Genomic DNA, 20,283 nt, shown 5'->3' with positions numbered 1-20,283 from the left:
ATGACAGACTCAACAATAATATCAAAAATATGGAACCTTGCCAGCGTACTACGTGACGATGGTGTAGGCTATGGAGATTACTTAGAGCAAATTACCTATTTGTTATTTCTAAAGATGGCAGATGAACTCAACAAGCCACCATACAATAAGGGTTTAGAGTTTCCTAAGCTAAAAGATGTAGAAGGCAATGAAGTTGAAGACGCAGAAGTTGCTAATTGGGAAACCCTATCTAGCAAACGAGGAGCAGAGCTAGAATCTTTTTATGTTCAATTACTAAGGACTTTATCTACAGAAAAAGGAACATTAGGGCAGATTTTTACCAAAAGTCAAAATAAGATACAAGACCCAGCTAAACTTTTAAAAGTCATCAATCTTATAGACAAGGAAGATTGGTCGATGATGGGAGCTGACATAAAAGGGAAAATCTATGAAGGACTTCTAGAGAAAAATGCAGAAGACACTAAAAGTGGCGCAGGTCAATACTTTACCCCTAGAGCATTGATAAGAACAATGGTAGCCTGTGTTCAGCCTAAACCTTTAAAAACCATATCAGATCCCGCATGTGGTACAGGTGGTTTCTTTTTAGCTGCTTATGACTGGATAGTAGAGAATCACAGCCTAGACCGAGAAGAAAAAGAATTCATTAAAAACAAAACTTTTTATGGTAACGAAATAGTTGCCAACACCCGTAGAATGTGTTTAATGAATATGTATTTACATAACATTGGAGAGATTGACGGAGAATCATTTATAAGTCCAAATGATGCTCTTGTATCAGATGATGGCACTCGATATGATTATGTACTAGCTAATCCACCTTTTGGAAAGAAAAGCACCATGACTTCTACGAATGAGCAGGGTGATGTTGAAAAAGAAGATTTAAGTTATAATCGTCAGGATTTTTGGGAGACTACTTCAAATAAACAACTAAACTTTTTACAGCACATAAAAACACAATTAAAAATTAATGGCGAAGCAGCTGTTGTTCTTCCTGATAATGTATTGTTTGAGGGAGGTGCTGGTGAGGAAGTGAGAAAGCAATTATTAAAAACAACTAACTTACATACCATACTAAGACTACCAACTGGGATTTTTTATGCACAAGGCGTGAAAGCCAATGTGTTGTTTTTTACTAATAAACCAGCAAGTAAAGAAGCTTGGACAAAAGAAATCTGGTTTTATGATTACAGAACAAACGTACATCATACCCCAAAGAAAAGTCCAATGCGTGAAGAGCATCTGAAAGAATTTGTTGAGCTCTATAATGGAAAAAATATTGCTAAAAGGGAAGAAACTTGGAGCGAAGATAATCAAGATGGTAGATGGAAAAAATATACTTACGACGAAGTCATTGCCAGAGATAAGACAAGCCTAGACATATTTTGGTTGAGAGATAAAAGCTTAACTGATTTAGAAAATTTACCTGACCCCGATATTTTAGCCAATGAGATTATGGAAAACCTAGAATCTGGACTAAATAGCTTTAGAAGCATTGTTGATGTAATTCAAGAAGATAAAAAGTAAAATAAAATACGACTAGTTGGAGCTCAATATTCATAGTACTAAAACTATAAGTCATTTTTTATTATAGAAAATTGTTTAAAGTTTCCTTTTAAAAAAAGAGTTGATGCTTTTGAATATTATAATGAGTAAGAAATTATAAAAAATATTATCTAGTATGTTGAATACTTTAAATAACCTAGATGTTTAAAATTTACAACTACATAGATCAAAACGGTATTCCTTTTAAAACACTTACAAATATTTCAGTTAGAGTTCAAGAAGATGATATTTTAAAAAGATTAGAGATTGAAGCTGACGAAACAACAGACAAAATCATAAAAAAAGGAGAGCTGATAATATCTACTCACAAACATCCTGATGTAAAAGTACCTGATTTTCCTAGTAAGTTTAATCTAACTCAAAAAGCTCAGGAAGAAATTGCCATTAACTGGCTAAAAGATACCACAGGTTATATAGTTGAAGAATTTAAAACACTTTTCGAATTACCAGAATTGAACAGAAATCCTTTTTTATTGCAGGTTGAAAGAGACAATAAAAAATATTTTTTAGTGCTCGCAACTCAAATTATCCATGGTAACATAATTGTTAGAGATAAATACCATAATCGTAATGGGTTATTACAAGAAAATTTTATTAAATCATTTGGACAAATAAAAAAAATTAAAGGTACTCTAGGAATTGATACTCAATTAAATGACTTTGGTAGCTTAACCGAAGTGATTGGAGATTTATGGTTTTCTAATCACGTGTATCAAGAAAATTTAAATTCCATTAATCCATTAAATAAAGTTTATGGAGATTTAAATTTAAAGAACACACATGTATCTTTAGCATCTTTGGAAGAAGTTAAAGGCAATCTAAACTTACGAAAGACTACTTGTCATGATGTGTCATCATTAAAAAAAGTTGGTGGTAATATATTAGTTTCTAAAAGTCAGTTAGACAATTTTGATTTTTCAAAAGTAAAACTCAAAGGAAAAATAAAGGTTTTTAATGACAAGTTCAATAAAGAGAAATTAACAAGGTCATTCGGTTACAAATAGATATAAACTGAAAAATAAAATTTTAAATAAATTAATTAAAAGGTATACAATTCGGTAACCAATTAAGTTAACGAGTCAACAACTATTTAAAAATGAATATATTAAGTAAAAAAGTTCGAGTCTTTGAGGGGGAGCCAACAAAATCCTGATGCAAAAGCATCGGGATTTTTTGTTTCTGAATTTCAGTGCTACTTTTTCAATAAACGTTCTTGATTTCATTCGCTTAACAAACCTTTCTAATTTCTGAGCTTTGAGTTTGTTTTCACATTCAAACACTAGTTTCAAAACCCAATCAGTTGCAGATTTAGTGTATGATTTTTTAAAATAATGCTCATTATGAAGCTGTAATCTTCTGCTCTTGTTTTTAGATTCACTTACTAAATATTTATCCAACACCTTGCTTAAAATGATGTACAAATAATATGAGTCTTCAAAAAATTGAATTTTAATTAAATAGAAAAGCCGCAACCTTGTAAGGATGCGGCTTGCAATGTGGTGCCTCCAGGAATCGAACCAGGGACACAAGGATTTTCAGTCCTTTGCTCTACCAACTGAGCTAAGGCACCGTTGATTGCGGCTGCAAATATAATCTCATTTATTTATTAACCAAAAATAACTAGTAAAAATTTCAATTTTGTAATTTCGTTTTTATTTATATCTATGGATTTAGTAATTGATGTTGGAAATACAAAAGTTAAATATGCTCTATTTAATGAGTCTAAAAAACTAATAGTCAGCAAAGCAGAGTCACATCAACTTTTTAAAAAGCAACTTGATCATATCTTTGAAGCATATCCTAAAATTCAAAATTCGATTGTTTCTGCATCAGGAAAAGTCGACATCAATTGGTTAAGCCTGTTAAATAAAAATACCAATTGTATAGAATTTAGCCATAAGACAGCAATTCCAATACAGAATCAGTACCAAACTAAACATAGTTTAGGAGTGGATCGGATTGCACTTGCAGTAGCCGCAAACTTTATTTATCCTAAAAAAAATTGTTTAATTGTAGACTTAGGAACTTGCATTACCTACGATTTTATATTGCAGTCTGGCGTGTATTTAGGTGGTGCAATTTCAGCTGGAATTGATATGCGATTTAAAGCCATGCATAATTTTACAGAAAAATTACCGTTAATTACTATGTTGGATCGTATTCCACAAAATTATATAGGACAAACAACTGAAGAATCTTTAAAAATTGGTGTTTTTCAAGCTGTAGTTCATGAAATTGAAGGATTTTACAATCAGTATATAGCTGATTATAAAGATTTAACACTAGTTTTAACAGGAGGTAACGCACAAGTTTTGGCTGAGCGAGTAAAAAATAGCATCTTTGCCAACTCAAATTTTCAGTTGTTTGGTTTACATCAAATACTTATTTATAATTCAAATGCACATAAAAAGTAGTCTTGCACTTATAATCGTTGTTTTTATTAGCCTTTCTGTAAATGCACAACGAGGCACATATTCACCTTATTCCTTTTATGGCGTTGGTTCACAAAGCTTTAAAGCAACTGCAGAAAATCGATCTATGGCTGGCTTAAGCGTTTACTCAGATAGTATTCACTTAAATTTACAAAACCCTGCTGCATATGGCGATTTAAAACTTACCACATTTACAGGTGGAATTACTGTAAATAGTGTAGATTATGCATCCGAAAATCAAAGCGACAATTATAGATACACAACCATAGATTATTTTGCTATTGGAATTCCAACAAAAATTGGTGGATTTGGAATTGGTTTAAGACCAACTACTGCTGTAGGCTATGAAATAAGCGAAAGCTTAGAAAATCAAAATTCTGTTCTCCAAGGTCGTGGTGGCTTAAATACAACTTACTTAAGCTGGGGTTACGAATTAATAAAAAACTTGAAGATTGGTGCTACGGCTAATTATAATTTTGGTACGATAGAAAATAAATCTTTGGTTTTTAGAAGCCAAGTGCAATATGGTTCAAGAGATTTTAACGAAAGTAATATTAATGGTTTTTCATTCGATTTTGGCGGATTGTATGATTATTATATTAGTAAGCATAAATATATCCGACTTTCTGCAAGACATCAAACAGGCTCAGCTTTAAGCGCAGAAAGTACGCGGAGTGCGTCTAGCATTGTAATAGCTAGTGATGGTACTGAAATTGCAGTCGATGAAATTATTATTAATGACATTAATGCAGATGTAAATCTAGCAGGAACAACATCTATTGGTGTTGGTTTTGGAGAGCAACTCAAGTGGTTTGTTGGAGCCGAATACAACATTAGGACTGCGCCAGATTTTACAGCTTTAAATTTTAATGTCCCAAACAATGTAAGTTACGAAGATGCTAATGAGTTTAAAATTGGTGGCTTTTTTACACCAAGATACAATTCGCCTCGCGGCTTTTATAACCGCTTAACTTATCGAGCCGGATTGCGTTACCAAGACACCAATATGCGCATTAACGGTCAAACCATTGATGAGTTTGGCATATCTTTTGGAGTAGGTGTTCCTGCAGGCCGATACTTTACTAATGCCAACTTTGGTATTGAGTATGGTAGAAGAGGAACGAAAGCTAACTCACTTATTCAAGAAGACTTTTTAAGTATATTTATAAGTTTCTCATTTAACGATAAATGGTTTGTAGAAAGAAGATTCAATTAAAAAAAAACATTATGAAATTTAAATTTTTAGTTTTTACGGTCGCATTATTTACTAGCATAAGTTCATCTTTAGCTCAAGACTGTAGCCGTTCATTATCTTTTTTTGCTGAAGCAGCTAAGGTTAAAAACTACGACGAAGCAATGATTCATTACAAGGACTTAATAGAAAACTGTAAAGATGCATCTATAGCATTATATCAACGCGGTGCCATTATGTTTGACGATCTTCTAGAAAAAGAAACAGACCCCGAAAAACAAAAAGAAATTGCTAAAAAGTTAATTGCCAATAACAATGCAAGACTCGAGTTTTTCCCTGAAAAAACTGATGTAGGATCTATAAAGTCTGCAAACGCAATGGTTATGTATGATGCAAAACTCGGAAGCGTTGAAGATCAATTCAATTTATTTGACGAAGCTTGGACAGAAGACCAAGAAAACTTTACCAATCCAAAAGCCATTTATGAGTATTTTTTATTAATGGTAAACTTGTTAGATAACGAAAAAGTAAGCTTACAAAGTGTATTTGAAAAATATGATGAAGTATTGCTACACATCGAAAATTTAGAAAATGACCAAGCAAAGGTAGCAGCACCACTTATCGAGAGACAAGAAGCTAAAGAAGAATTAAGTAAAAAGGAACAACGTTTATTAAAAAATGCAGAATTAAGACTTAAAAATTACGACGTAATTCGAGGTGCAGTTAATGGGGTAATTGGTACACGCGCAGATTGCGATAATTTAGTGCCATTATTTGAAAAAGATTACGAACAAAATAAAGGAGATATTGAATGGGTTAAAAGAGCGGCCGGAAGGTTATACTCCAAAGAATGTACAGACACTGAATTATTTGTGAAATTGGTTGAGCAACAACACGAGTTAGAACCATCTGCTAAATCTGCCCTTTACATCGGACGTTTAGCAGAACGTTCTGGAGACTTGAATAAAGCTTTAGAATATTATAAGCAATCGGCTGAACTTGAAACCAAACCAGCAGATAAAGCAAAAGTATACTATAATATTGCTAATTCATACAAAGCAAAAAACAGTTATTCAAATGCTAGAACATATTACAGAAAAGCACTCGATAATCAACCTTCTTTAGGTCGTGCTTATTTAAAAATTGCCGACATGTATGCAAACTCTGCCAACAATTGTGGAGCTGATTTATTCGAAAAGCAAGCCGTGTATTGGTTAGCTGCAGATTATGCCGAAAGAGCAGGAAGAGTTTCTCCAGCTTTAAAAGAAAACGCAAATCAAACCGCTAAAAGTTATAGAGGAAGAGCACCGCAAACTAAAGATGTATTCCAATCTGGAAGACAAGGTGAAAAAATTACTTATAACTCATGCTGGATTGGTGAAAGCGTTACCGTACCTAGCATTTAATATGAAAGTAAAACATATTCTTTTTAAAAGCATTGCTGTATTCATTTTTACAGCAATGCTTTTTGCTTGTGATGGAAACCTAGACGAAGTAAAGCAAATGAATAATGAGCTTTCTGGTCCACAATCCACCACCAAGGATATCAATTTATTTTACACCGATAGTGGAAAGGTACAAGCCAACTTAAAAAGCCCAAAAATGCTGGATTTTTCGAACGAAACTTTTCCGTACAGAGAGTTTCCTATTGGAGTTGAAGTAGATTTCTTTAAAAAAGATTCTACCAAAAACACAATAATTTCAGACTATGCCATTATCTATACATTAACCGATATCATCGATTTACGGGGTAATGTAAAAATAGTAACCGCCGATTCTGCCGTCTTAAACTCACAACAATTGTATTGGGATGAAAGCGAAGGATGGCTTTTTACAGACCAACCATACACCATACAAATGCCAAATGGTGCTGTTAATGATGGTGAAAGTTTTGATGCTAATCAAAATTTTGATACCTTCAACTCGAGAACAAACACAGGAATACAATACATCGATGAAAAATAATAAGCCCCCAAAATTTTTACAATTTTTTGAATATGCTTACCTTGTAATATGTGCCTTGTTTATAGTTGAAGCTTATCTTGCTTATCAAGAACAATCTAGCAAAGTTTGGTTAATGCTGGGGCTTGCACTAGCAGCCTTATTCATGTTCGTTTTTAAAAGAAGGTTTCGTAAAAAAAGAGAAGACTAAAAAGTCAATAAATGGACAACCAACTACTTGTTATTGTTTTAACGCTTATTTTTTCTGCCTTTTTTTCAGGCATGGAAATCGCCTTTATTTCGGCCAACAAAGTATATATAGAATTAGAAAAAAAACAAAATAATCTAATTGCAAAAGTCCTAAGGCTAATTACCAAAAAACCATCAAAATTTATTGCAACCATGCTTATTGGCAACAATATTGCACTAGTTGTATACGGTTTTTACATGGGAGATTTTTTAATGTTTAAACTTAATAGCTTTGCAAATCCAGACTTTGGTCTAATTAATTTTTTTTTCGACGAAGCTAAACTCTTTACACAAACACTCATATCCACACTAATTATTTTATTTACAGCAGAATTTTTTCCTAAAGTGTTTTTTCAAATCTATGCCAATAATTTAGTTAAAATATTTTCCATCCCAGCCTATTTCTTCTATATCGTTTTTAGTTTTCTTTCCAGCTTTGTAATGTGGATTTCCGATTTAGTTTTAAATAAGTTTTTTAAAATTCAAGGCGACCAAGTTCAGCTTTCCTTTAGCAAAGTAGAGCTAGGGAACTACATAAACGAACAAATGGAAGTGGCAGAAGAAAATGAAGAGATTGACTCCGAAATTCAGCTTTTTCAGAACGCTTTAGATTTTTCAGATGTAAAATCTAGAGAAGCAATGATACCTAGAAATGAAATTATTGCTGTTGAAGAAGAAGAAAACCTAGACCAACTTATCCAACTATTTTCAGAGACTGGCTTTTCTAAATTGCTAGTTTATAAAGAAAATAGAGATGATATTATTGGATATGTGCACTCCTTCGACATGTTTAAAAAGCCAGAAAAAATTAAAGATATCTTACACTCGGTAGTGTATGTGCCAGAATCTGCAAGAGTTAAAGATGTGCTTAATATGCTAATTAAAAAAAGAAAAAGCATTGCTGTAGTAATTGATGAATACGGAGGCACGAGCGGAATGATGACTGTAGAAGATATTGTTGAAGAACTCTTTGGAGAAATTGAAGACGAGCACGATCCTGTTCAACTTAACGAAAAACAAATAAACAGCAACACCTTTATTTTTTCGGCTAGACTAGAAGTTGATTACCTCAATGAAACCTATAAACTAAATATTCCTAAAAGCGAACAATATGAAACTTTAGGTGGCTTTATTGTAAACTTTACGGAAGAAATACCCGTAGAAGGCGAACGGTTAGAAATTGAACAATTCTTAATTAAAATCCTAAAAACTTCTAATACTAAAATTGAAACAGTAGAATTAAAATTAATCGAAGATTAAACACTTCTTAATTTTAAATTCTCACCCCAACAAAACACATCCTACACATCTTTTGAAACACCCCATTTTAAAGGGTTTTTAATGTTGAATAACATATAAAAAACTGGATGCCAAAGGGTTACCGGAATCGCCCTGTTAGCCTAGCTTTCAAGACTGTTGAAAACTATGTTGAAAACCTTTGACGAATTTTTCGAAATCATGCTGAATAATTTTACATATTTGTTAGTCCCAAAAACAAACTTTTAACTCCAAAAAAACAGCATAATATGGCACAACAAGAACCCATTTTAGAAGAAAACAAAGACCGATTTGTAGTATTCCCAATAAAACATCAAGACCTTTGGGAATGGTACAAAAAACAAGAAGCCAGTTTTTGGACGGCCGAAGAAATCGATTTGCATCAAGACACAAGTGATTGGGAAAATAAATTAAGTGCAGACGAACAATATTTCATAAAACATATTCTTGCGTTTTTTGCAGCTTCAGATGGAATTGTTAACGAAAATCTAGCTGAAAATTTTGTAAATGAAGTACAATATACCGAAGCTAAATTTTTCTACGGTTTCCAAATCATGATGGAAAATATTCATTCGGAAACCTACTCTTTATTAATAGATACCTATGTAAAAGATGAAGAAGAAAAAAATGTGCTTTTTAAAGCTATTGAAAATTTCCCTGCCATTAAGAAGAAGGCAGATTGGGCATTAAAGTGGATTGAAAGTCCTAGTTTTGCTGAACGTCTTATTGCCTTTGCTGCCGTAGAAGGAATATTCTTTTCAGGTGCATTTTGCTCTATTTTTTGGTTAAAAAAACGTGGACTAATGCCGGGATTGACTTTTAGTAATGAATTAATTTCTCGCGATGAAGGCTTGCATTGCGATTATGCCGTTCACTTGCATAACAATCATTTAGTAAATAAAGTTCCTAAAGAACGAATTAAAGAAATTATTGTCGATGCATTAAACATAGAACGCGAATTTATAACTGAATCGCTTCCAGCTAGTTTAATCGGAATGAATTCTACTTTAATGACGCAGTATTTAGAATTTGTAACCGATCGACTCTTAGTCGAATTAGATTGTGAAAAAGAATACAACGTTTCTAATCCATTCGATTTTATGGATATGATTAACCTACAAGGAAAAACTAACTTTTTCGAAAAACGCGTAGGCGAATACCAAAAGGCTGGAGTAATGAACAAGGACAAAGAAAAAGACAATAAAATTAGTTTTGACGCCGATTTTTAATCGAAAATTTTTAATACAAACTTTGATTATAAATGCTATTTACGCTAAGTCACTACTATTACTTTAGGACTGAAATCAGAAACAACAGCAACCATAGAATTCACAAAATAAACTTTTAGATTATGTACGTAGTAAAAAGAGATGGCCATAAAGAGCCCGTAATGTTCGATAAAATAACAGCAAGAGTTCGTAAACTTTGTTACGGTTTAAATCCGTTGGTCGTTCCTACCAAAGTAGCCATGCGCGTTATTGAAGGTTTATACGATGGAGTTACCACAAGTGAATTAGACAATCTAGCTGCAGAAGTTGCTGCAACCATGACTACAACTCACCCAGATTATGCACACTTAGCTGCCCGAATTTCAGTTTCGAATTTACATAAAAACACCAAAAAAACATTTAGTGAAGTAATGACCGATTTATATGAATATGTAAATCCAAGAACGGGCAAGAAAGCCCCATTATTAGCAGACGATGTTTATAATGTAATTATTGAAAACAAAGACTTATTAGATTCTAGAATAATTTATAGCCGTGATTTTAATTACGACTATTTTGGATTCAAAACTTTAGAGCGCTCTTATCTGTTAAAATTAAATGGTGAAGTAGCCGAAAGACCACAACACATGCTTATGCGTGTTGCAGTTGGTATACACGTAGACGACTTAGAAAGTGCACTCGAAACTTATGAGCTCATGTCTAAAATGATGTTTACTCACGCTACGCCAACACTATTTAATTCGGGTACACCAAAGCCACAAATGTCATCTTGCTTTTTATTAACCATGAAAGACGATAGCATCGACGGCATTTACGATACCTTAAAACAAACTGCTAAAATTTCTCAATCTGCGGGTGGAATTGGATTGTCTATCCACAATATTCGCTCAACAGGATCTTATATTGCTGGTACAAACGGTACTTCTAACGGAATTGTACCCATGCTAAAAGTATTTAACGATACAGCACGCTATGTAGACCAAGGCGGCGGGAAAAGAAAGGGTTCGTTTGCCATGTATGTAGAACCTTGGCATGCGGATATTATGAGCTTTTTAGATTTGAAAAAAAATCACGGAGCAGAAGAATTAAGAGCAAGAGATCTGTTCTACGCTATGTGGATTCCAGATTTATTCATGAAACGAGTTGAACAAAATGCAGAATGGACCTTAATGTGTCCTAACGAATGTCCTGGATTATTCGATATGTATGGCGAAGAATTCGATAAAACCTACGAAAAATACGAAGCGGAAGGTAAAGGAAGAAAAACCATAAAGGCAAGACAACTTTGGGAAAAAATCTTAGAATCGCAAATTGAAACGGGTACACCATACATGTTGTATAAAGATGCAGCCAACCGTAAATCGAATCAAAAGAATTTAGGAACTATTCGTTCTTCTAACTTATGTACTGAAATTTTAGAATATACAAGCCCAGATGAAATTGCAGTATGCAATTTAGCATCTATTGCGCTGCCAAAATTTGTAAAAAACCAAGAATTCGATCACAAAGAATTATATAAAATTACCAAAAGAGTAATTAAAAATTTAAACAAAGTAATCGATCGCAATTATTATCCAGTAAAAGAAGCTGAAAATTCAAATATGCGCCATCGTCCAGTTGGTTTAGGAATACAAGGCTTAGCAGATACGTTTATTAAAATGCGCTTACCATTTACCTGCGATGAAGCAAAAAAAGTAAATCAAGAAATTTTTGAAACTTTATATTTTGCATCTGTTACTGCTTCAATGGAATTAGCACAAACGGAAGGCCCATACTCTACTTTTGAAGGTTCTCCAATTAGCCAAGGAGAATTTCAATACAATATGTGGGGATTGAAAGATGAAGATTTAAGCGGAAGATGGAATTGGGCTAAACTTCGTGAAGATGTAGTAAAACATGGTGTAAGAAACTCTTTGTTACTCGCACCAATGCCAACAGCTTCTACTTCTCAAATTTTAGGTAATAATGAAGCATTTGAGCCGTATACTTCTAACATTTATACACGCCGAGTGCTATCTGGAGAATTTATTGTAGTTAATAAGCATTTACTAGAAGATTTAGTAGAACGTAACTTATGGACTGACGATGTAAAAGATGCTATTTTACGTGCCAATGGTTCTGTACAAAACATCGATATTATTCCAGACGATATTAAAGAATTGTACAAAACAGTTTGGGAATTGTCTATGAAAGATATTATAGACATGTCTAGACACCGTGGTTATTTTATCGATCAATCGCAATCTTTAAACTTATTTATGGAAGGAGCTACGTTTGCAAAACTTACTTCTATGCATTTTTATGCTTGGAAGAGTGGCTTAAAAACAGGAATGTATTATCTGCGTACCAAATCTGCTGTAGATGCTATCAAGTTTACTTTAAAAAAAGAAGCAAAGCAAGAAACTCCAGCAGAAAGCTTGCCTGCTAAAAATGCACAAAAAATGCAGGAAGTAAAAGCTGCTAAAATATCAGACGATACTTCGTTATCACCAGAAGAATTGAAAGCACTTATTCAACAATCTAAAGATGCGGAAGGTGACGACTGTTTAATGTGCGGTTCTTAATAAATCATAAACCAACCAACCCAATTAAACAAGCCTGTGTAATTTTTATTGTACAGGCTTTTTTTATTTTAAAAACAAGTTAATTAAGCCGTCTAAAAACTTAATTTTGTAGTACAACTTAAATCCCAACAATAAAATGCAAATAGCAATAGGAAACGACCACGCTGGTACCGAATACAAAGAAAAAATTACAAAAAAACTAGAAGCAGCAGGACATACAGTTATCAATCACGGTACAGATAGTAATGAAAGTGTAGACTATCCCGATTTTATTCATCCCGTAGCAAAAGATGTGAGCGATGGTAAAGCGAGTTTTGGAATTATTATTTGTGGCTCTGGTAATGGGGCAAACATGACCGCAAACAAACACCAAGAAATTCGTTCTGCCTTGTGCTGGAACTCAGAAATTGTGGCTTTAGCTCGGCAACACAACAATGCCAACATTTTAAGTATTCCTGCTCGGTTTGTAAGCGAAGAAGATGCTTTAAAATTTGTAGATGTTTTCTTAAACACAGATTTTGAAGGCGGCAGACACCAAAACAGAGTGAATAAAATAAGTTGCACATAAAAGATTATAGACATTCTTCAATTGCAGTTATCACTCCATTAAACTTTCTCAAGATGAGAGAAAATAGCAAAAATTAAAACGGGACATAAATAATTCAATTTGAGTCACACCCACACTACATACAAAAGCAAACAAAAAAATTTGCTGCTTACCATTATTTTGAATGTGCTCATAACCTTAGCGCAAATTATAGGCGGAATAATCAGTGGGAGTTTGGCGTTACTTTCAGATGCATTGCATAATTTTTCGGATGTGGTTTCGCTTTTTATTAGTTACATCGCATCTTTTCTTTCTAACAAAAAAGCTTCAGAAAATAAAACCTTTGGCTATAAAAGAGCTGAAATTATAGCTGCATTTGTAAATGCAATTACACTTTTAGTCATCGGTGTTTTTTTAATTATCGAAGCTACAGAACGCTTTTTTAAGCCTGAAATTATCGATGCTAGTTTAGTCATTTGGCTTTCAATCATAGCAATCTTAGGAAATGGGATTAGTGTCTGGATTTTACATTCAGACGCAAAAAACAATATGAATATTCGGTCGTCTTATCTTCATTTACTTACCGATTTGCTCGGCTCGTTTGCTGTACTAATTGGCGGACTCCTTATGTATTTTTTTGGTATTTACTGGGTGGATGGAGTGCTAACTTTAATTATCGCCATTTATTTACTAATTGTGGGTTTTCAATTGGTAAAAAAAGCTTTTGAAGTGTTAATGCTTTTTAAACCAAGCGATATTGACTTAGATGATTTACTTTTAAAAGTAAACAAACTACCTAAAGTTAAACACATGCACCATGTACATATTTGGCAATTGAACGATAATGAAGTACATTTAGAAGCACATGTAGATTTTGAAGAAGATATTGCTTTATCTGAATTTGATGATATTTTAGAACAAATTGAAGCTATTGCCGTTAAAGATTATGGTATTAACCATATTAACATTCAGCCGGAGTACCAAAAACCCGATAACAAAAACATAATTGTACAAGATTAAAATGGAATGGAAAGTAAAAACATACAAACAACTTACACTAAACGAATTATATAGTTTACTACAACTGCGTTCTGAAGTTTTTGTTGTAGAGCAAGATTGTGTTTATCAAGACATTGACGGCAAAGACCAACTTGCATATCATGTTTTGGGTTTTGAAAAAAACAAACTTATAGCCTACGCACGAATTTTTAATAAAGGTGATTATTTTAAAGAAGCTAGTATTGGAAGAATTATTGTAAAGGCTGAATATAGAAAAAAAGATGTAGGACACCGATTACTAGACTATTCTATCAATTACATCAACTTTACGCTAAAAGAGAAAAATATACGTATTTCTGCACAGCAATATTTAATAGCTTTCTACCAAAAACACGGTTTTAAGGTTGATGGTCAAGGCTATTTAGAAGATGGTATTCCGCATGTAAACATGATTTTAAAAAACTAAATCTTACTAAAAATCTATTTTTTATCGAGTTCTTTTTTCTCGTTTTGTTTTTTCATTTGTTCACCAATTTGGCTTGATGCTGTAAAAGACGCAATCATATTGTTCAGCATTTCACTTCCAGCCTGTGGAGAATTAGGTAATAAAATTAAGTTAGAATTCGATTCGCCTCCTATGGATTGTAAGGTGTCGTAATGTTGTGTTACTACAATTAAAGCAGAAGCTTCTTGAGAGTTAATTCCCACATTGTTTAAAACATCTACACTTTCTTCTAAACCGCGAGCAATTTCTCTACGTTGGTCGGCAATACCTTGTCCTTGTAATCGCTTACTTTCAGCTTCAGCGCGAGCTTTAGCAACAATTTTAATACGTTCTGCTTCAGCTTCAAACTCGGCTGCAACTTTTTCACGTTCAGAAGCATTAATTCTATTCATGGCTTCTTTAACTTGCTCGTCTGGGTCAATATCCGTTACTAAGGTTTTAATAATATCGTATCCATAATCTTGCATTGCATCATTTAGTTCAGCTTTTACAGCATTGGCAATATCATCTTTACGCTCAAAAACATCGTCGAGTTTCATTTTAGGAACCTCAGCTCGAACAACATCAAACACATACGAAGTAATTTGCGCACTCGGACTTTCTAACTTGTAAAAAGCATCGTAAACTCGATCTCTAACTACTTGGTATTGTACAGAAACTTTTAAACCCACAAAGACATCATCTTTGGTTTTAGTTTCAACAAAAACATCTAGTTGTTGCACCTTTAAATTAATACGTCCAGCAACTTTATCTACCAATGGAATTTTAAATTGCAAACCCGAATTACGTATGCTTAAATAACGCCCAAAACGTTCTAAAATAGCAGATGTTTGCTGCTTTACAACAAAAACTGATGAAATGATAAATAGCACTACTAAGATTATTGCTACAACGCTTAAAATACTTCCCATGATGTTTATTTTATTACTTTCTAAAAATACGAAATAAATTGGTGTGTAGATAGAAAAAAGTTTTATTATGAAGACTGTTTTAGAAATAGAGCTTCAAATTAAAAAAGCTTACTAGGCTAATAAATTAAGAATTTGTGTTTTTTAAGTTTCCTTATAGGTTTTTAAATTAAGTTCTAAACCATCAAAAACAGCATAGGTAAAATATGTAATCCAATCACCCGTATTAATGTAAACCGACTTTTCATTCAATTGAATTTCCATCGGTAAATGTCGATGCCCAAACAAAAAATAATCGTAGTGTTGTTTTTCTAATTTACGTTTGGCATACTGCACAAGCCATTCGTTTTCTTCACCTAAAAATTTAGCATCTTCGTCTCCAGAAATTAATTTGTTTTTAACTGAAAGATGCTTAGCTAATTTAACGCCAATATCGGGATGTAACCAACGGTACAGCCACTTAGAAAAAGGATGCACAAAAACTTTTTTCATGCGTTTATACCCTTTGTCGTGTGGGCCTAAGCCGTCGCCATGACCAATAAAAAATTGTTTGTCGTTAAACTGAAAAACTTTAGGTTGATGAAAAACAGGAATATTTAATTCTTCTTGAAAATAAGAATGCATCCACAAATCGTGATTTCCAACAAAAAAATAAATAGGAATTCCTGCATCGGTAAGCTGAGCTAATTTCCCTAATATTCGCACAAAACCCTTTGGGACTACTTGTTTATATTCAAACCAAAAGTCGAATAAATCGCCTAATAAAAAAATAGCAGCTGCATCATTTTCTATAGAAGCTAACCAGCGTACAAACTTTTTCTCTCGCGCCAAGCTTTCTTTTTGCGTAGGCGCACCTAAGTGATTATCGCTCGCAAAGTAAACTTTTTTTCCTTCAGGAATTTTCATGCTGAATTATTAGTACGCCAAATATACATTTTTGCGTAAAACCTTGTATTAGGCATGGCTATTGTTTATTAAAACTTATGAAAACACTTATCTAGAAAGGAAAATTAGTTTTATAGGAATGCTTTATAAGGATACTATTCAGTAAATTATAGATATCTTTGAAAATATTAAATACATTTACACCCAAATAATTTTGGCATGCGTAAGCCTTTTATGTTTTTGTTTATCTTGCTCTTTTCAACGCATATTTATGCGCAGAAACGCATTGAAAAAATTGAAGAAGATTTTAATAAAATAAAGGTTTCTAGCAATATTATAGCCAACATCCATATAAATGCAAACGAAAATAAAGTTGTAATTGACGGCTTAGACAAAACAGAAGTAGATGTGCGGTTTAGAAGGGATGAATTACGCGTTAGTTTACCTCTAAACCATTTGTTTTCGAACTCAGATACACAAATAGATATTTATGTAAAATCTATACAAGAGATTGAAGCTACCAGCAGTGCAGAGTTACAAATTAAAGGACTTATAAATCAAAATAAAATTTCTATGAAAGCCGTAGAAATGGCAAGTATAGATGCCGAAATTGATGTTGAAAAACTTGAATTATACCTTTTAACTGGCGGAAGCATCCGTTTACATGGTAAAGCTAAAGTGCAACATGTTATTATTAAAACAGGTGCTGAATATTATGGTGAATTATTAAAAACAAAAACCACAAATGTAGAAATTAGCTACAAGGGCATAGCCGAGGTCTTTGCTTCGGAGTCTTGTACAGCAACCGTTATAGCAGGTGGAGAAGTGAGTGTTTTTGGAAATCCAGCTTCTTTAGAAGAAACTACCAAATTAGGAGGAATTGTAAAACGAGTGGTCGTTAATAAGTAAATACATCTTGTAATACCTGATAAGACATGGGCTTTTTAAAGCCTTGTATTTGAATTTCAAAATACAGCAAAAGCAACTCTAACAATTGTGTGCGTTCATGTTTTTTTAAGCTAAGTTCAGCTTGTGTTTTGTAAGAATGCTTCAATAACAATTTTAAATTTTCTATTTCTTTTCCAGAGAAACAATACCGATTGGTTTCTTTTAGTTGAAAAACTCCGTCTACTAAATTAAAATAACCAAAAGCTTGTTTGTCCATATTTGGATAAAAACCTAAATGTTTACTCAGTTGAAGCAAAAACAAAATATGAAAATGTCCAAACTTTTCAGTTTCATTTAAATGTGTTAAGCTGGTTTCAATAAAATAAAAAAGATCTTTGTTAGCTTCTTCTTCTTGTATACAGGCTTGAAGTACTTCAGCTAAAAAAAGACTGAGGGTAGATTTATAAATATTACGTTGTAGTGCATTGAACGGATCACGGACACGAACTTCGTTAAAAAACAATAAATTTTTGTTCGCTCTGTACGTAAATTCTACGTCTAAGTAGCTTAAAGCTTGAAAAAAAGAAACGTTTAATTTTCCCCGCTTTTGCTTCCGAATTCCTTTGAGCATAAAACTTAACATGCCGTGACTGTTGGTGTAACATTTTACAATTAAGTCGGCATCCGCATATTTTATTGTTGAAATAACAAAAGCTTGGGTTTTAGTGTACATTAGCGTACAATCATTATTTTTTTGACTTCAGTTTCTACTTCGTCACTCCCGGTAATTAACACAAGGTACACACCCGAAGCTACTTTGTGTTTTCCGAAAGCAGAAGTGTCCCAACGAATACTCCCGCCACTAGCAAATTGCTCAAAAACTAAATTACCTGTAATATCGGTTATTTTAACATTCGCATTTTCGGTTAACCCATCTACAGTAACTTCGCCTGTATAATTAGGCCGTACAGGATTTGGAAAAACACGAACATCGGATAGGTCTTCATTGGCATCGGTAATTTTACTATTAAAAGAAACCAAACCGTTGGTTGTGCCTATGTAAACTTCTCCATTACTTCCATCGATTGCTATACTGGTTATATTATTGCTAGGCAAAGGTGAATTAGCAATGGTGAATTGATTTAACACATCTTGCCCATTTGATGAAACTTGAAAAATTCCAGAATCGGCGGTGCCAATCCATTTATTATTTGCGCCATCTACAACAATATCGGTTATGGCTTGTTCAAAAAGCAATTCTTGTGCTACTCCATCGTCTTCTACAATAATAATAGGTGATACATTTATGTTTGTGTTAGAAGTAAACAAAGAAGCGGGATTAAACATTACTCGCAAACCATCTGAAGTACCAATCCATAAACGGTTAGAATTGTCTACGGCTAATGCATTTATAGCAGGGTTGGCATTGGTTACTTCTGGAAAATCTACTCCAGTAATTTCACTGCTAATTCTTCCAGCTGTGTTGGTAGATGGCTGATAAGCTAAAACTCCAGCAGGACGAGTGCCTAAGTATACATTGCCTTGAGCGTCGGTAGCAATTTTTGCCGAACTAAAAGAAGTTGGATTGGTAATTACCGAAGACAAATTAATTGTTTCTACACTTCCATCTGGGGTTAGTTTTTTTAGTGGGTTTTCTGTAATGGAATTAGAAAAATATAAATCTCCATTAGGAGTAAAGACAGAAGCTCCAATTCGGTTATCGCTTAAATTTCCACCAACACCTTCAATTCCAGAGTTAGCTTGACTTAATCGAGTTACTAATGTTTCATTTTCTACAATCAATAAACCATCAATATAGCTACTAATATATGCTCGATTTGGATTATTAGGGTCAATGCTCGTGTGGGTTAACACCCTTGCATTGTCTAAATCAGATGCTTGTATGTTCGTCCAATTTTCTTCAACTAAATGACTTACACCTCGGGTATTTAAAGGAAATGGATTAAAGAGTTCGTTGTATTCTCCATACGTAACCCATAACTGATTTGTACTTGCAGCTAAACTAAAAACACGATTAAGTAACGGACCATTCGGGCTTAAAAATTCTGCTGTTGGAATACCCGAATTCGCGTTAAACTCTAATAAACCTAAATTAGCATCTGCTAAATAAAAAGTTTCATTAAATACAATAGCTGTATTAAGATTTAGCGCTAAGTTGTCGATTTCAAAAACAGGGATTTCTTCGTTTAAGTTCTCATCGTACGAAAAAACCTGATTGCGAGTAACAACTAAAAGTTGATTTGCAGAAACGCGTAAATCACGAATGTTTGTACTAAATGAATTAACAAAGTTAAGTGTGTTATTTAACTCGCTTAAAACAAAAAGTGAATTAGCCGAATTAGTTAAAAAAACTTGGTTATTAAAAGATGTAATGGTTCTAAATGTAGTAGAATCTATCTGTAACCAGTTGTTAAAATCAATTAGATTTGGGTTATTTAAATTTCCTGCAAACAATCCCAAGTTTGTTGCAGCATAAATAATATTATTATTAACGGTAGTTTGATTAACCGCCAACTGTGTACCGCCATCCCCAATAAAATAGGTGTCGCCAAACTCTCGATTAGACAAATTAAAAGTTACAACACCAAAATCGGTTGACAAATAAGCAACTCCATTATGCTCTAATATATGATTAATTTGTTTTTGGTTTGGAGCTATGGTTACTCGGTTTACAATGTCTACAAAGTTAAGTATGCGGCTACGATGATCTCTTACTATTTGCAATAAACCATTTTCGAAACCGATAATAGTTAACTCAAATTCTTCAGAATAATGAATGGCTGATATTGCCTTTCCAGACAAACCATTAACACTATTAAATGTAGTAGTAAAATCTAAATTAGGTTCATAATTAAAAAAAGCGTTTTCTGCCGATGCCACTATTTTACCATTTCCTTGAGATAAACCACCGATATTTAAATATGAGAAGTGACCTTGCCATGCCGGAAACTCTTGAGCAATTATGCTGAATGAGCAGGCAAATAGCAAAAGGAATAAGTTAATCTTTTTCATAAAAATATATATGCTATTTAAAATTATTATTCAAATATATACCAAAAATAAAAGCTTGGAAGTGAATCCA

General features: G+C 33.2%; 19 protein-coding genes and 1 tRNA gene. 14 read left to right on the top strand and 6 right to left on the bottom strand.

Annotated features, from left to right (window positions below):
• Complete coding sequence (locus tag IEV63_RS07235; protein WP_188406127.1) at positions 1 to 1,524, top strand: class I SAM-dependent DNA methyltransferase; 1,524 nt, start codon at positions 1 to 3, stop codon at positions 1,522 to 1,524.
• A gap of 179 nt (positions 1,525 to 1,703) precedes the next feature.
• Positions 1,704 to 2,567, top strand: coding sequence for a hypothetical protein (locus IEV63_RS07230; protein ID WP_188406126.1), 864 nt, complete (start codon positions 1,704 to 1,706; stop codon positions 2,565 to 2,567).
• Between the two features lie 75 nt (positions 2,568 to 2,642).
• Here the strand turns inward: IEV63_RS07230 and IEV63_RS07225 are convergent, their stop codons facing one another.
• Positions 2,643 to 2,984 carry a GIY-YIG nuclease family protein gene (locus IEV63_RS07225; RefSeq protein WP_262890057.1) on the bottom strand — a complete coding sequence of 114 codons (342 nt, stop codon included), beginning with the start codon at positions 2,982 to 2,984 and terminating at the stop codon, positions 2,643 to 2,645.
• 76 nt (positions 2,985 to 3,060) lie between these two features.
• A tRNA-Phe gene (locus tag IEV63_RS07220) sits at positions 3,061 to 3,133 on the bottom strand.
• A gap of 94 nt (positions 3,134 to 3,227) precedes the next feature.
• On the opposite strand from IEV63_RS07220, the gene IEV63_RS07215 reads away from it, so the two are divergent.
• From IEV63_RS07215 to IEV63_RS07165, 11 genes are all read left to right on the top strand, one after another.
• Positions 3,228 to 3,977, top strand: coding sequence for a type III pantothenate kinase (locus IEV63_RS07215; protein ID WP_188406125.1), 750 nt, complete (start codon positions 3,228 to 3,230; stop codon positions 3,975 to 3,977).
• On the top strand, positions 3,961 to 5,211 hold the full coding sequence (gene bamG, locus IEV63_RS07210; protein WP_188406124.1) for a BamG family beta-barrel-assembly machinery protein: 1,251 nt from the start codon (positions 3,961 to 3,963) through the stop codon (positions 5,209 to 5,211). The genes IEV63_RS07215 and bamG overlap by 17 nt, the downstream gene beginning before the upstream one ends.
• 11 nt (positions 5,212 to 5,222) lie before the next feature.
• Entirely contained in the window at positions 5,223 to 6,593 is a 1,371-nt protein-coding gene (locus IEV63_RS07205) for a tetratricopeptide repeat protein (protein WP_188406123.1), read from the top strand.
• 1 nt (position 6,594) lies between these two features.
• Positions 6,595 to 7,152: an LPS export ABC transporter periplasmic protein LptC gene (lptC, locus tag IEV63_RS07200; protein WP_188406122.1), complete on the top strand. Its 558-nt coding sequence runs from the start codon at positions 6,595 to 6,597 to the stop codon at positions 7,150 to 7,152.
• Entirely contained in the window at positions 7,142 to 7,339 is a 198-nt protein-coding gene (locus tag IEV63_RS07195) for an LPXTG cell wall anchor domain-containing protein (RefSeq protein ID WP_188406121.1), read from the top strand. Before lptC ends, IEV63_RS07195 begins: the two co-directional genes overlap by 11 nt.
• A gap of 11 nt (positions 7,340 to 7,350) precedes the next feature.
• On the top strand, positions 7,351 to 8,637 hold the full coding sequence (locus IEV63_RS07190; RefSeq protein WP_188406120.1) for a hemolysin family protein: 1,287 nt from the start codon (positions 7,351 to 7,353) through the stop codon (positions 8,635 to 8,637).
• Positions 8,638 to 8,903: 266 nt separating this feature from the next.
• On the top strand, positions 8,904 to 9,884 hold the full coding sequence (locus IEV63_RS07185) for a ribonucleotide-diphosphate reductase subunit beta (protein WP_188406119.1): 981 nt from the start codon (positions 8,904 to 8,906) through the stop codon (positions 9,882 to 9,884).
• Positions 9,885 to 10,006: 122 nt separating this feature from the next.
• Positions 10,007 to 12,448, top strand: a complete 2,442-nt coding sequence (locus IEV63_RS07180; RefSeq protein ID WP_188406118.1) for a ribonucleoside-diphosphate reductase subunit alpha — start codon at positions 10,007 to 10,009, stop codon at positions 12,446 to 12,448.
• A gap of 136 nt (positions 12,449 to 12,584) precedes the next feature.
• Positions 12,585 to 13,016: a ribose 5-phosphate isomerase B gene (gene rpiB, locus IEV63_RS07175; RefSeq protein WP_188406117.1), complete on the top strand. Its 432-nt coding sequence runs from the start codon at positions 12,585 to 12,587 to the stop codon at positions 13,014 to 13,016.
• Between the two features lie 99 nt (positions 13,017 to 13,115).
• Positions 13,116 to 14,015, top strand: coding sequence for a cation diffusion facilitator family transporter (locus IEV63_RS07170; protein ID WP_188406116.1), 900 nt, complete (start codon positions 13,116 to 13,118; stop codon positions 14,013 to 14,015).
• Between the two features lies 1 nt (position 14,016).
• On the top strand, positions 14,017 to 14,460 hold the full coding sequence (locus IEV63_RS07165; RefSeq protein WP_188406115.1) for a GNAT family N-acetyltransferase: 444 nt from the start codon (positions 14,017 to 14,019) through the stop codon (positions 14,458 to 14,460).
• 14 nt (positions 14,461 to 14,474) lie between these two features.
• Here IEV63_RS07165 and IEV63_RS07160 read toward each other — a convergent pair whose 3' ends face one another.
• Together IEV63_RS07160 and IEV63_RS07155 are read right to left on the bottom strand one after the other, a co-directional pair.
• The gene (locus IEV63_RS07160; RefSeq protein ID WP_188406114.1) at positions 14,475 to 15,410 is read right to left on the bottom strand and encodes an SPFH domain-containing protein; all 936 of its coding nucleotides are present in this window, start codon (positions 15,408 to 15,410) and stop codon (positions 14,475 to 14,477) included.
• 141 nt (positions 15,411 to 15,551) lie between these two features.
• Entirely contained in the window at positions 15,552 to 16,313 is a 762-nt protein-coding gene (locus IEV63_RS07155) for a UDP-2,3-diacylglucosamine diphosphatase (RefSeq protein WP_188406113.1), read from the bottom strand.
• Between the two features lie 198 nt (positions 16,314 to 16,511).
• Between IEV63_RS07155 and IEV63_RS07150 the strand changes: the two genes are divergently transcribed.
• Positions 16,512 to 17,201: a head GIN domain-containing protein gene (locus tag IEV63_RS07150; RefSeq protein ID WP_188406112.1), complete on the top strand. Its 690-nt coding sequence runs from the start codon at positions 16,512 to 16,514 to the stop codon at positions 17,199 to 17,201.
• Here IEV63_RS07150 and recO read toward each other — a convergent pair.
• Positions 17,191 to 17,913, bottom strand: a complete 723-nt coding sequence (gene recO / locus IEV63_RS07145; protein WP_188406111.1) for a DNA repair protein RecO — start codon at positions 17,911 to 17,913, stop codon at positions 17,191 to 17,193. The genes IEV63_RS07150 and recO overlap by 11 nt on opposite strands.
• On the bottom strand, positions 17,913 to 20,213 hold the full coding sequence (porZ, locus tag IEV63_RS07140) for a type IX secretion system anionic LPS delivery protein PorZ (RefSeq protein ID WP_188406110.1): 2,301 nt from the start codon (positions 20,211 to 20,213) through the stop codon (positions 17,913 to 17,915). The genes recO and porZ overlap by 1 nt, the downstream gene beginning before the upstream one ends.
• Between the last annotated feature and the right edge of the window lie 70 nt (positions 20,214 to 20,283).

The organism is Psychroflexus salis, from assembly GCF_014640175.1.
GTDB lineage: Bacteria > Bacteroidota > Bacteroidia > Flavobacteriales > Flavobacteriaceae > Psychroflexus > Psychroflexus salis.
The sequence above is the reverse complement of the archived record's forward strand: the minus strand, read 5'-3'. Positions and strand labels throughout refer to the sequence as shown.

Bases quoted from the DNA above. Each gene is read 5' to 3' on its own strand.
- IEV63_RS07235 (WP_188406127.1), top strand. From the start codon at position 1: ATGACAGACTCAACAATAATATCAAAAATATGGAACCTTGCCAGCGTA.
- IEV63_RS07230 (WP_188406126.1), top strand. From the start codon at position 1,704: ATGTTTAAAATTTACAACTACATAGATCAAAACGGTATTCCTTTTAAA.
- IEV63_RS07215 (WP_188406125.1), top strand. From the start codon at position 3,228: ATGGATTTAGTAATTGATGTTGGAAATACAAAAGTTAAATATGCTCTA.
- bamG (WP_188406124.1), top strand. From the start codon at position 3,961: ATGCACATAAAAAGTAGTCTTGCACTTATAATCGTTGTTTTTATTAGC.
- IEV63_RS07205 (WP_188406123.1), top strand. From the start codon at position 5,223: ATGAAATTTAAATTTTTAGTTTTTACGGTCGCATTATTTACTAGCATA.
- lptC (WP_188406122.1), top strand. From the start codon at position 6,595: ATGAAAGTAAAACATATTCTTTTTAAAAGCATTGCTGTATTCATTTTT.
- IEV63_RS07195 (WP_188406121.1), top strand. From the start codon at position 7,142: ATGAAAAATAATAAGCCCCCAAAATTTTTACAATTTTTTGAATATGCT.
- IEV63_RS07190 (WP_188406120.1), top strand. From the start codon at position 7,351: ATGGACAACCAACTACTTGTTATTGTTTTAACGCTTATTTTTTCTGCC.
- IEV63_RS07185 (WP_188406119.1), top strand. From the start codon at position 8,904: ATGGCACAACAAGAACCCATTTTAGAAGAAAACAAAGACCGATTTGTA.
- IEV63_RS07180 (WP_188406118.1), top strand. From the start codon at position 10,007: ATGTACGTAGTAAAAAGAGATGGCCATAAAGAGCCCGTAATGTTCGAT.
- rpiB (WP_188406117.1), top strand. From the start codon at position 12,585: ATGCAAATAGCAATAGGAAACGACCACGCTGGTACCGAATACAAAGAA.
- IEV63_RS07165 (WP_188406115.1), top strand. From the start codon at position 14,017: ATGGAATGGAAAGTAAAAACATACAAACAACTTACACTAAACGAATTA.
- IEV63_RS07160 (WP_188406114.1), bottom strand. From the start codon at position 15,410: ATGGGAAGTATTTTAAGCGTTGTAGCAATAATCTTAGTAGTGCTATTT.
- IEV63_RS07155 (WP_188406113.1), bottom strand. From the start codon at position 16,313: ATGAAAATTCCTGAAGGAAAAAAAGTTTACTTTGCGAGCGATAATCAC.
- IEV63_RS07150 (WP_188406112.1), top strand. From the start codon at position 16,512: ATGCGTAAGCCTTTTATGTTTTTGTTTATCTTGCTCTTTTCAACGCAT.
- recO (WP_188406111.1), bottom strand. From the start codon at position 17,913: ATGTACACTAAAACCCAAGCTTTTGTTATTTCAACAATAAAATATGCG.
- porZ (WP_188406110.1), bottom strand. From the start codon at position 20,213: ATGAAAAAGATTAACTTATTCCTTTTGCTATTTGCCTGCTCATTCAGC.